Genomic DNA, 11,489 nt, shown 5'->3' on the forward strand with positions numbered 1-11,489 from the left:
TCAGGGTCTCACGCCGAGACTGGCGAAGACTGCGGCTGTCTCGTTCTTGGCCATCCAGCTGCCGATCAGGCGGGCGCTGTGGAGGATGTCTTCCAGTTCTGTACGTGCGGGCGCCCCTGCTCGCAGCCGTGTCCGCGGTTTGAGGCAATCGCTGCGCAGTTCCAGCACGTCATGCAGGAGTGCGAATCTCAGGCCCGCTTGGACCGGCATCACTAAGGCCTTGGCCTGGCGGGGAAAGCCGGCCCGCAGCATGGGATTACGTGTTACCCAGGTGGAGAGGTGCGTTCGTGTGTTGGCAGGCAACGCCTGCCGCGTGCCTCGGTGCAGCGTCATGGGGGCGACGATGAAGGATAGGTGCCACGGCATGCCCGAGACTTTCTGCCGCTCGTAGGAGCCAGCGGCAACAGACAAGAGGCTGGCGATCAGTGCCGGGTTGAGCATGGCGGCGACGAGAGCCGACGGTTCGCTCCAAGCGGTGTCTGCGGCTGGTGCGTGGGTCTGCCCAGTCGGTGGCGTGGTCACGACTCCGCCAGCAGAGTCTGCATGCGGTGCTGGAAGTCGGGGTGCCATCCCACTCGCCCCGTGTCCGCGAGCTCATGACGTTGGCCGCGGACGAAGAACGCCTCGTGATACCTGCCGTGCAGGCAGGGGCCGTTACGCTGAGAGAGGGCTTTGAGGAGGCTGGCTCCTGCTCGCTGTTTGGCCGCTTCATCGGCCGCACCTGCGAGCTCTAGTCCCATCCATTCGAACTCGCTCTCCCATTCATCGACGAGGTCGCGGCTGAGGCTGCTGAGCTCGTCTGCTGCAACAAGGTCTTCAGCGATCCAGCGGATGGCCTGGGCCTGGGCACGGTGGTAGTCGATGATCGAATGCCGCAGGTTCACCGGCGGATAAGCCACCCACCTCATCTGGTGCACGAAGGGACTGTTGCCGTAGGTCGCGGTGAGTACGTCGTCGGCTGTCCCCTCGTGACCGACGATCGTGGGAAGCCTCTGCCGAGAGAACTGATCACGCAGATCGGCGATGGCCGCACGCGCCATACCGACATCAACGGCCCTCCTGCGGCGCTGCAGCAGTTCCAGAGCCCGTTCGTCCCACCAGCGCCACACCATAGCCAGGAAGAGATCCTCGTGCCCGACTGGCAGGCTCCACCGAAGTTCCGCACGGACGAGAGCCGGAACGTCATCGATATGCGGCGAGGCGTCCATCACGGTGATGCGTGAGAGAAACGCGGCCCGGTCCGCCTGCCCCAGCTCGAGGAACTGCTCGCGCGCCTCCCGGGTACGTCCGGAAGCTCGCCGCAGGGCAGCACGCTCGAGCGCGCTCAAGGCCATTTCGTCATCGCGTGAGTCCGGGCGGAGCGCGGCCATCGCACTGCCGGGGTTCGCTTCTTGAGTGGAGACAAGCACCAGCGTCGGCCCCTCGACATCTGACGGGACCGCCGTGTCCATCCAGGTCTTCAGCGTCGACCACACATCTGGGGAGGCGTCCGTGAGCCGGCGTTCACCTCTTTGATGATGCTTGATCTGCAAGAGCTCCGTCGCTGATTCGGCCTGCTCCCACGCGACGTCGTCATGAAGTTCCAGGGAGATCGCCGCGTCGGGGCGTGCATGATCCGCCCGCAACAATTCCAGCAGCGCCCACCAGGTCTGATGCTGGTAGCCCAGCGCGCTGGCCGCGGCGCTGTGCACGGACTCCCCCATGCCGCCACTCCTCCCTTGGCCGCCAGGCACAACGACGAGACCCTTTGTACCCCATCACAGCCGGCTCCCTGGCCTGTTTGGTTTTGCAGCCTCGACAGGTCTGTTCCGGCAAGTCCGAACGCAGTAGGAGCCCCGTTCTGTCCGTGCCCCTACTCAGAGAGCGTGTCCCCATGGGGAGGGTGCAGTTCGAGAGACCCATCGTGCGAAACGGCAAGGGGCTGTTGTCCGGGGGTTCCCCGCCAGCCGCCCTTGACGTACAAGGCGTTGGCGGTGAGCACCCCGTAGAACGCGGTGCATGTATGCGAGCCGAGCCTGGTAGTTCTGGACATCGCGGCCGGAGATGAGAAGACCGCGGTGGCGGCGATGTCCCGGCTGGATGAGCCGTGGGTGACATGCGGCGTCGGTCCAGCGCGGCGGGTCGCGGGTGAGCCGGGAGTGCAAGCTCGCCTGCATGCGGACATCCGACGTCCTGGCTCCCCCAGCCCGAGTGGCAGTGCCCGCCGGACGGCCACCGCTGCGGTTTGCCGGTGACCTCTACGGACAGGGCGCCATGGCGTAGCGAACCAATCTGGGGAGCGGGATGCTAAACACGCGCTCGGTGTCGTCCACAAGAGCGCCTGGCCAGTCCAGGCTTGATGAGGCTGGTGGCCTGGACGTCGACCAGCAGCAACAGGACTTGAGCTGGCCTGTAGTTTGGGTTCATTCCTTGGGGCGAAAATGCTTGACGATAGTACCGAGTTGGTTGATCCACTCGTCGAGTTCATCTTCATCACCTGTGGTAACTCGGCAACTGTGTGTAGTGCCGTTGACCAGCGTGACGGTGATCGTCAGCCCGTATCCGCGGCCGGTCTCGGCGTGGGTGACACCTCTGACGGCGTCCCAGGAGAAATCACGACAGCGACCATTGCGGCCAAGGGAGATGCCCTGGTCATCGGCAACCACGGCGTTCTTGTGATCCATCGCCAAGAACTCCAACCCCTCGTGTCGTTCTGCCTCCTCTGACTCACTGAGGGTGGCGGATGGGAGGGCTGCAACCGTGGGCGGATATGGCGGTAGAGGGGGCGTAGCGGGTGTCGATAAGGCGGTAGGCGCGTAACTGGCAGTCGGCCTCTCGGCCTGACCCGCGAGCTCGTCCAATAGCTGCTCGGTGGTGGGGCGGTGCTGCGGGGCCTTGGCCAGGCAGGCCGCGACTATCGGTCGCAGCGCGGGCGGCACAGCCGTAACATCGGGTTCGTGGTGTACGGATCGGTACATCAGCATCATCGGCGTGCCCTCGCCAAACGCGTTGCCGCCTGCGGCGGCGACAAGAACCGCGCCGAGTGCGAATACGTCCGCAGCCCCGTTGACGGGATGTCCTTCTGCTTGCTCCGGAGCCACGAATCCCGGAGTGCCCACTGTGGTGCCGGTCGTGGTCAGGCGGGAGCCTTCCAGAGCCCGTGCGATCCCGAAGTCCAGCACCCTGGGGCCGTCCTGGGCCATGATGATGTTGCCTGGTTTCAAATCGCGGTGGACGAGTCCGCAGGCGTGAATGGCCTGCAGTGCCTCGGCGAGGGCAGCTCCGAGTCGGCGGAGCGTCTGCTCGTCCATTGGCTCACGTGAAGCGAGCAGCTGGGACAGGGTCGGGCCCGGTACGTAGGCGGTGGCAAGCCACGGCGGTTCCGCGTCCGTGTCGGCATCCACTACCGGCGCCGTGTGGAATCCGCCCACCTGCCGGGCTGCGGCCACTTCGGCACGGAACCGCTCTCGAAAGCTCTCGTCCCGGCTCAGCTCAGCCCTGGCTACCTTGACCGCCACTGGGCGTCCGCCGCGTGAGCGGCCCAGGTAGACGATGCCCATCCCGCCTTCACCGAGCACTCCCTCGATGGCATACGTGCCAATCTGGCGCATCACAGTCTCCCCCTCACCATCAGGCGTAACCTATGTCAGCGCTCTGCCCCTATGGCGTGTCTCGGCCGCCCCAAAGCGCCACGTCGCAGAGAGAACAGCGTCCCGCTGCCTGTCTTCACTCATGCATCAACGAGTTGAAGCAGGCGAGACACCGTGGCCCATGTATCGATTTGATTTAGCACGCAACCATACAGATCCCTCACAAGTCCTTCACATGCCAGTATCGGCCTGGGGGGCCAATGAACAACCGCATCAGAACCGCCGCAGTCCTCGTAGGGGTGCTGCTTCCGCTCACCGCAGCTTGCAGCAATCACGAGCAGGGCACCGTTCAACGCGCCGAAGGCAGCAGGCCAGAAGGCACCACCAAGGGCTCGGAGGATAAGGACGTCAGCTACGCTGATTGCGGACCCGACTCCGGCCTCTCCCAGGCGGAGTGGATGGAGAACTGCGCTGACGACGCTGGTGACGATCGTGCTCCGAACACCGAACTCAAGATCGGCGACACCTTCCGCTACAACGACGGCCTCAAGGTCACCGTCACCCGCATTGACAAGGTGACCACGTTCGCGGGGTACGACTCCCGGCCCGGCGGCGACCAGACCGCCTTCCGCGTCAACATCAAGTTCGACAACCAGAGCGAGAAGCCTATCGACCTCGACGACTTCAGCGTCAACGTGCAAGGTGCGACCAAGGGCGGCGACGCGGAGCTTACCGTTTGGGAGATCGGTTCCAAGGAGATCGCTGGCCGCCTCGCGCCCGACGTCTCCGACACCAAGAACAGCGACGGCGTCCTCGACAAGCAGTACGGCATGCAGGTGCTTGTGACCGTCACCAGGATGAATGAGGACACAGACCTACTCGCTGAAGATCCTCACTGGACCGGCCCCATCCAGTAACCGCCAGCCGCCGACCACAACACCAGGGGGAAACATGATCGAGAGCATGCCCGAATCCGCCCAGCCCGCCACGCCCCTACCGCCCCCGCCCGCCGAACCTCCCCTGCCCGGCCAGTCGCCTGCCCGGGCGCGCCTCACTCCGCTTACGGCAGGCATCCTGGGAACGGTCATAGGCGCAGCAGCCGTCGGTGCCGTATGGGCCAGCACCACTCTCAGCGACAGCGGGCCCGGAACATTAACGCTCACCGGAACTTTCAGTCTGGCCGACGAGGTCGTCAGTGACGGGGACGGCTGCCGTGGCGGCAGCGGCTACGACGACATTGCTGAAGGCACATCCGTCACGGTCTACGACGCATCCAGCGATGTCGCGGCCACAGGGCATCTCGGCGCATCCACGGTTGAGAGCGGGATCTGCCTGTTCGAAGTGTCGGTCGACGACGTTCCTCGCGGCGAGAAGTTCTACCAGGTGGAAGTTTCCCATCGTGGAAAGGTCCAACTGTCCCAGAAGGAAGCTGAGGGCGGAGAGTTCGGTGCCTCTCTTGGCTAACTCCAGGGCCGCCTCAATGCGGCCGGGCCCCGCAGAGCCTGGCACGCAGCGGGGGCTAAGTGCACTAGTTGGACTGGACGAAGTAGGTGCATCGGCTCAGGTCGCAGGGTGTGAAGCAGACTTCGGCCGGATATGGGAGGTGCTTGTCGCGGCACGTGCGTCCTACCTGTTGGAGGTCTCGCCGCACTATGACGAGGTTTTCCGGGAGGTCGCAGAACGAGCGGAGAGCGCAGGCTGCCTCGGCAAGGCCGATGTCGGGGCCCTGGTCGTGTGGAAGCGGCTGTCGGCGCAGACTCCCTGGGTATCGAAGCTCATGTCCCTGCCCGATGCTGACGTTCGCTGTGTTACCGCTCGTGCAGTGCAAGCGGTCCGTGACACGGGCGTGTCACGCGCAGATGCTGCCCAGGCGGGTCGGGGCGTTGTGTGGGAGCTGCCTGGCTTTCGCACCGGTGACGCCCTGGCATCGGCTGTCCTGACCGCGGCAGCACCTCAGCGGATGGCCGTCTACGATCGTCGAGTCCAGAAGGCCCTGGACACCCTTGGCTTCAGGCTGGCCCGTGTTCCCGGGCGGTACGGCCGCTACATGGACCTCCTCGATACACTCCTGAGCCAGGGCGGCCAACAGGCTGCAGGCTGGACAGCCCGCGACCTCGACACCGCGCTGTACTGGATAGGTGGCGACACGCCTCATCCGGGGAGAGGCCCCAGCGGGGCTTCACCACGGACGAATCGGTGATCTATCGGCAGCGAGCCCGACGGCGCTCAGGCAGGCACACCATGGCGCTGCAGTCTGGCCTGCACGTCCACCGACGTGCCCGGTGGGGTTCTGTCAGCACCAGCGGCGCACGCGCGGCTCCGGGCGACGGTGAGTGGGTGCAGCTGGCGGGTCTGCTGGGCGAGGATGCGCCCGCGTGCGTAGGCGAACGCGAGACGTGGAACAACATGCAGTTCCACAGCGGGCAGAGGGCGGCTGAGAAGACGCAGCGATCGGAGGACGACCCGCAAAAGCTGTTCACGGAGGCGTGCCTTCATGGGCTGCGGGCCCGGCTCAGCGAGGACATCGACTCCCTGGACCACTATTTGTCGCCGCGCGTCGCGGAGTTGGCGCGGAAGGTCGCCATGGTGCTGAAGGAGCGCATCCAGCCCCCGCGTAACGCCCTGTCGTCGCATCGCTGAGCAGTGCGCCTACCGGACCCGAAGGACGTCGTGGCAGGTTCCGGGGCCGTGGCGTGTCCGATGCTGTTCAGGCGAGTGTTTCGTTGACGGCGGTGAAGAGGTGCTCGAAGCGGCTGAGGGTGGTCTCGGAGAGCCCCGGTAGGAGGGTGTCTCGTTTGCGCAGCAGAGCGTCGGCCGGTCGTCCGTGTTCAATAAACGGAGCTCCGCTCGCCCGGCCGATGCGAGCAATGATGCGGTCGGTGCCATTGAGGTCGCTGACCTTGAGCTTGGTGCCAAAGGCGGCGTTGTAGAGCTTGAGGTAGTCGCCCGGGGAGAACAGATCCTCGATGTCGCTGTCCTTGACGCCGTCGGTGAACGTGTCGGTGAGCAGGAGTCGCTTGGGGGACAGCAGGCCTTTGTTGGTGAGGGCCTTGAGCTTGGTGACTCCGGCCGGGGTGCTGTCGATGAGGACGGTGGCCTGGAGGTTGGTGCCGATGAGGGCGACGAAGGCGGGGATGTTCGTGGCGCCGCCGGCGGGCAGGATGCGCCAGCGTTCGTCCAGGTGCGTGCGGCCCGCCTCTTTGAGGAAGTCGCTGATGAGGGTGAGGTAGGTGTAGTCGCTGGTTCCTTCGACCAGGAGGTTGTCAGGGCCCACGAAGAGGTTCTGGGCGATGTCGTAGCCGAGAGCAGCCTGGAGCGGGAAGAGGGAGTCGTCGGTGACCGAGAGAACCTCTTTGGTAACGACGGCCCCGATGTCCGGTCCGCGGTCTTCGACGATCCGGATGCGGTCGAGGTGGGCGGTTTCGACCATGAACGGCGAGTGGGTCGTGTAGATGACCTGGGCTTGGGGAGCGAGGCGCTCATTGATGAAGCGCAGGAAGTCGGCCTGGGCGCGGCCGTGCAGGCTCAGCCCGGGTTCGTCCAGCAGGACGACGACACCGTGCGGATAGTTCTCGAACTCGGAGAACGCGGCGAGGAAGCTGAAGAACCACTGAAAGCCGGTCGAGCGGGCGGAGAAGTTGTTGGTGAACCCGTGTCGGCGGTCCTTGACGCGGATGTCGAGGTGGCTGGCGATGGCCTGCTGCCCCTGAGGGTGCTGGACCGTGGTCTTGTCCAGATCAATCTCTACCGACAGGTCCGGGTTCTGCTTCCAGTACTCGAAGACCTGCTGCGTGATGTCGTTGCTGACCGCTTCAAGTTCGGCCTTGCGCTCTTCGAAGTCCTCCACCGACAGAGCCCCGGCAGTCGTGCTGGCGAGCTCCAGCAGAGCCCGGGCTGTCTGCATCGGGGACGCGCCGGGCTGTTCTTCCTGGCCATTGAGGTCTGTCAGAGCGATCCTGCCGGGAAGGTTCTGGTAGTTGCTGAAGTAGAAGAACTTCGGCTCGCGGTCACGCAGGATGCGTACCGCGCGCTGCCAGGCACTCTTGTGGTCGGCCAGACGATGGCGCGCGGCCCTGATGAAGAGGTCGAGGTCCGCCGCGTCAGAGTCTTCTGCGGCTTGGAGGCCGTCAGCCTGCTCCAAGGCCGCGGCCAGGCTCCGGGAACCGAGGACGCTGCGCAACGCGGGCGGCACTTCCTCGTCGTTGTAGAGGTTCTCCAGTGCCGCGCCCTCGTCGACCAGCAAGTCGACCGAGTGATTTCCCTCGTACGGGATGGAGCGTGAGTACGAGCGCCCTTTGACCACATCGGGCCCGAGTACATCGGCGACCGCTTTCAGGTCATCATCGTCCAACGTGAACGTGCAGGTGATCGGTACCGCATCCTTGATCTGTCCCGAGCGAGTGTCCTTCACCTTCCGCCACCGCGGATAGTCCTGCCCCAGAGCGAAAGAGTGCTCCGGATACACGGGGTGGAAGCGGTAGATCGCCGACAGCAATGCTGTCTTCCCGCTCTCGTTCTTGCCAACCAACGCCGTGACGTCCGGCGCGATATCGACGTCACCGCTGTCAACGATGTTGCGATAGAGACGACTTCGTACCTGAGTGAGCTGCATCTGACCAGTCTGCCCCTAGTCGCCCCTCTACTTCGAGCCATTTGCCTTTTTGAGAGCACGGCACTTCGATGGTGCTGATGGTGGCGCGGGGTCAGTTGCGTGCCCCGCACTTGTCGCCCCAAACGCACCCGTCATGGTGATGGGGCTCCTTGGAAATCCCCAACCCCTGCTCGGGGTGCCATCAGACCTGCTCGACGGATCTCCCCACCCGTTCCGGGCCTGTCCTGGGATGGGACACCAATGGAGAGTGAGCGCCCGATGGCCCGTCAGGGTACGGGTGGTGTGTAGTTGCACATGCCGTAGCGGCATGTGGTGTCGTCGAGGGCACCACAGCACGAAAGGCCCTGTCTGCGATGTACCCCTCCGCCATACCTCCCCGCAAGGTCAAGATCGGCGATGCCGCCGCCTTCGCCGGAACCACCCCGCGCGCCATTCGTCACTACCACCAGATCGGTCTGCTGCCGGAGCCCGAGCGAGGCGGAGACGGACGCCGCCGCTACGGCTACGACGACATGATCCGCCTGCTGTGGATCCGCAAGATGTCCGAGGCCGGCATCAGCCTGGACGACATGCAGACCGCCTTCAACGAAGCCCGGGACGTTGAGGACGTCCTGGGCCGGCTGGAGGAAACCCTGGCCGCCCAGGAGGCCGACATCAAGGGTCAGCGGGCGGCAGTCCAGCGCCTGCGGGTCGTGGGCAGCCCACTGGGCTTGCTCTCCCCGTTGGTCACGGACCGGCTCAGCCACCTGCCTTCTGGCGCACTGCGCCCCTCCGACCTGGACGCCCTGCTGGTCACGGAACGGATCTTCGGGCCGCTGGGAGCCGCAATTCAGGCCAGCGTGTTCATCATCCTGGCGACCCATCCCGGCCTACGGGCCGAGGCAGACCGCCTCGACGCGGCCGACGCCGCCCTCGATGACAGCGTCGACCCCCACGACCCGCAGGTCGAGGAGCTCGCCGCGCAGCACTGCGCCCACCACAAGGCCCTGAACCAGGCCATTGAAGCGGCCGGACTGGACGTGGCCGAGGAGAAGCTCTTCGATATCTACGACGCCGAGGCGAGCGGCGAGGAGGAGGTCCAGATGAGCGCCTTCGAAGCGATAACCAAGATGCCCTACGGCTTCTCCGCGGCCCGGACACGGTGCGTGGAACTCACAGGACAGCTCCTTGCCAGGGACCTCTCCACAGACAGCTGATCGCTGGTGTGGCCGTGAGTGAGGATCCCGGATCGGCCACCGACACGAAGCCAGCGTCTCGACGTCTCGACACGGCCCGCACACTCCACGAGCGGGAAACCCAAGCCGACGACTCGGGCCACGCTCCTTGAAACTCCCCACTTCGTTGAACACCAGAGCGAGTGATGCGAGGAGCATCCCCGGCCGTTTTCAAGAATCGCCATCATCGCCACCGAACATCGCCAGCACGTCCCCCTCCTGCTCTACACACACCTGACCACCGTCACCGACCTGATCGACAAAGGCCTCTACACGCGGCCGGTCGGTCAGCGGCTGCATATCCTGGCCGCCTCGCTCGCCCAGACCGCTGGTTGGCAGCGCTTCGATGAACGCAAGCACGCCACTGCCAGCCGTTTCTGGCGCGCCGCGCTCCACCACGCTAACGCCGCTGGGCATCGCGACCTCGGCGCCGGGCTCCTGTCTGACCTCGCCTATCAGATGCTATGGCTCAAAGACCCACGCGCCGCAGTGGCCGTCCTCGACGATGCCATCCCCCGCGCACAGCACCCCACCGCCCGCTCCCTCCTCCACCTACGCCAAGCCCGCGCCCAGGCCGCACTGGGCGAGAACGGAGCCTGCCGACGCTCCCTGACAGCAGCCGAGAAGGCACTCGGCAAGGTCAGCGCAGACCCCGTCCCCGCGTGGTGCTCTTGGATGTCCCCCGCCGACCTGGCGGTGGACTCCGGCCGGTGCCTGGCCGAACTCGGCAACGCCCGGCAGGCCCACCGGCTCATCGATGACGGCATCGCCACCCTGCCCACTGCCCGCAACAAGACCCGGGCGGTGTTCCTCGCCTACAAGGCAGAGAACTACCTCCACACAGGCGACCCCGAACAAGCCGCGGCGGCAGCCGCCGCCTCCTGGACTCTCGCCCACCGCGTCAACGCCCCACGCTGCATCAACATGGTCCGAGACCTTGAACCCCACTTCACGTCACACGCGAGGGCCACTGGCATCTCCGACCTCCTCGAGACCTTCCGAGCAGCCAGCTGACCCAGGGCTCCCGTAGTTCGTCTCGGATCAGGACGGAGGCCGCTTTGTTAATCCTCCGTCGGGGCCGCTGTGCTTCTGGGCTGCTTGGGCCTTCCTTCAGGTGACCGCTCACGTGCCCGGCGTGCACGGCTGCGTTGGCTCTCCCTCAGCCTGTCTTGATTACGCTCTCCACGGAGTCCACGAACCTGATCATTGCGCGGTGGATGGTGCTCTTGGCGGGGTCCGGGAAACGGATGTTGTGCCGGTAGTAGCGGTGGAAGGCGATGATCAACGCGGCGTGCATGACCTCCAACGGCAGTGCTTCGGCATCTTGGTCCGACAGCGGTGCGATGTCCCGGTACCCGGCGAGGAGGGCCTCCAGGCGCTCCGGGTCCAGCACTCCGTCGTCCTGGGCCAGTCCTACAGCTGCCATGCCGAGGTCGAGGAGGGGGTCGTCGAGCGAGATTGTCTCCCAGTCCAGTACAGACAGCTGGCCGTCCTGGCGCACGACGACGTTGTCGGCGAAGAGGTCTCCGTGCACTACCGTCCTGGGGCGTGGGTTCCCTGCTTCGGCGGTGTGGACGCGGTCGAGTCGATCAGTGAGCCAGGCCGCGAAGTCCCGGTCGGCGAACTGGGGGATGGCGGCGAGGTGGGTGTTGGACAGTCTCCGGGTACCGGCTGGGAGGTCTTCGAATCCTGGCGATTGTGGTGAGAGGGCGTGTAGTTGGGCGAGGATGCGTCCGGCCTCGGGCAGGAGCGGGACGGGTAGTGGCTCCTGGACTGTCCCCGCGATGTATTTCTTGAGGATCACCGGCTGATCTCTCAGCTGGGTGGTCAGCGATCCGTCGGGTGCGGGGACGACCTCTGTGGTGGGCACGCCCAATTGGAAGACTGCTTGGGTGTGTGCTGCCAGACGCTGGGCGCTGGGCCAGTCGTGGTTGTCGAGGATCGTCAGGACGAACTCGTCGGAGGTGGTGGACAGCTTGAAGCTGGAGTTAGCTGCGCCTCCCGCCAATGGCGCCAGCTGGGCGTTGTCCAGCTTGTAGCGCTGGGTGAGGGCGGGTAGATCGATTTGGTCTGAGGTCGTGTACTTCGCCACCG

At 65.3% G+C, this 11,489-nt stretch carries 12 protein-coding genes; 6 read left to right on the forward strand and 6 right to left on the reverse strand.

Translation table 11 applies throughout. The annotated features are described in order from the left end of the window. Both HYQ63_RS00100 and HYQ63_RS00105 read right to left on the reverse strand, forming a co-directional pair. A complete protein-coding gene (locus tag HYQ63_RS00100) occupies positions 1 to 570 on the reverse strand; it encodes a three component ABC system middle component (protein WP_257231485.1) in 570 nt (189 codons plus the stop codon). After that, positions 519 to 1,703 carry an ABC-three component system protein gene (locus HYQ63_RS00105; protein WP_179931931.1) on the reverse strand — a complete coding sequence of 395 codons (1,185 nt, stop codon included), beginning with the start codon at positions 1,701 to 1,703 and terminating at the stop codon, positions 519 to 521. The genes HYQ63_RS00100 and HYQ63_RS00105 overlap by 52 nt, the downstream gene beginning before the upstream one ends. Before the next feature lie 291 nt (positions 1,704 to 1,994). On the opposite strand from HYQ63_RS00105, the gene HYQ63_RS44145 reads away from it, so the two are divergent. Then, positions 1,995 to 2,234 carry a DUF6207 family protein gene (locus HYQ63_RS44145; RefSeq protein WP_257231486.1) on the forward strand — a complete coding sequence of 80 codons (240 nt, stop codon included), beginning with the start codon at positions 1,995 to 1,997 and terminating at the stop codon, positions 2,232 to 2,234. A gap of 168 nt (positions 2,235 to 2,402) precedes the next feature. On the opposite strand, the gene HYQ63_RS00110 is transcribed toward HYQ63_RS44145, so the two are convergent. Beyond that, complete coding sequence (locus HYQ63_RS00110) at positions 2,403 to 3,590, reverse strand: serine/threonine-protein kinase (protein ID WP_179931932.1); 1,188 nt, start codon at positions 3,588 to 3,590, stop codon at positions 2,403 to 2,405. A 239-nt stretch (positions 3,591 to 3,829) separates the two neighbouring features. On the opposite strand from HYQ63_RS00110, the gene HYQ63_RS00115 reads away from it, so the two are divergent. The 3 genes from HYQ63_RS00115 to HYQ63_RS00125 all read left to right on the forward strand — a co-directional run bounded on the left by HYQ63_RS00115 (position 3,830) and on the right by HYQ63_RS00125 (position 6,209). Then, positions 3,830 to 4,486, forward strand: coding sequence for a hypothetical protein (locus HYQ63_RS00115; protein ID WP_179931933.1), 657 nt, complete (start codon positions 3,830 to 3,832; stop codon positions 4,484 to 4,486). A 34-nt stretch (positions 4,487 to 4,520) separates the two neighbouring features. Continuing rightward, positions 4,521 to 5,033, forward strand: a complete 513-nt coding sequence (locus HYQ63_RS44150) for a hypothetical protein (RefSeq protein ID WP_257231487.1) — start codon at positions 4,521 to 4,523, stop codon at positions 5,031 to 5,033. A 777-nt stretch (positions 5,034 to 5,810) separates the two neighbouring features. After that, complete coding sequence (locus tag HYQ63_RS00125) at positions 5,811 to 6,209, forward strand: hypothetical protein (RefSeq protein WP_179931934.1); 399 nt, start codon at positions 5,811 to 5,813, stop codon at positions 6,207 to 6,209. Between the two features lie 67 nt (positions 6,210 to 6,276). On the opposite strand, the gene HYQ63_RS00130 is transcribed toward HYQ63_RS00125, so the two are convergent. After that, positions 6,277 to 8,181 carry an AAA family ATPase gene (locus HYQ63_RS00130; protein WP_179931935.1) on the reverse strand — a complete coding sequence of 635 codons (1,905 nt, stop codon included), beginning with the start codon at positions 8,179 to 8,181 and terminating at the stop codon, positions 6,277 to 6,279. Positions 8,182 to 8,534: 353 nt separating this feature from the next. On the opposite strand from HYQ63_RS00130, the gene HYQ63_RS00135 reads away from it, so the two are divergent. Continuing rightward, entirely contained in the window at positions 8,535 to 9,377 is an 843-nt protein-coding gene (locus tag HYQ63_RS00135; protein WP_179931936.1) for a MerR family transcriptional regulator, read from the forward strand. A 189-nt stretch (positions 9,378 to 9,566) separates the two neighbouring features. Here HYQ63_RS00135 and HYQ63_RS00140 read toward each other — a convergent pair whose 3' ends face one another. After that, entirely contained in the window at positions 9,567 to 9,794 is a 228-nt protein-coding gene (locus HYQ63_RS00140) for a hypothetical protein (RefSeq protein ID WP_179931937.1), read from the reverse strand. Between the two features lie 276 nt (positions 9,795 to 10,070). Between HYQ63_RS00140 and HYQ63_RS00145 the strand changes: the two genes are divergently transcribed. Beyond that, entirely contained in the window at positions 10,071 to 10,409 is a 339-nt protein-coding gene (locus tag HYQ63_RS00145) for a hypothetical protein (RefSeq protein WP_179931938.1), read from the forward strand. A gap of 145 nt (positions 10,410 to 10,554) precedes the next feature. Here HYQ63_RS00145 and HYQ63_RS00150 read toward each other — a convergent pair whose 3' ends face one another. After that, on the reverse strand, positions 10,555 to 11,487 hold the full coding sequence (locus HYQ63_RS00150) for a phosphotransferase (protein WP_179931939.1): 933 nt from the start codon (positions 11,485 to 11,487) through the stop codon (positions 10,555 to 10,557). Between the last annotated feature and the right edge of the window lie 2 nt (positions 11,488 to 11,489).

It is taken from the genome of Streptomyces sp. Rer75, from assembly GCF_013414305.1.
In the GTDB taxonomy this organism is placed as follows: Bacteria; Actinomycetota; Actinomycetes; order Streptomycetales; family Streptomycetaceae; genus Streptomyces; species Streptomyces himastatinicus.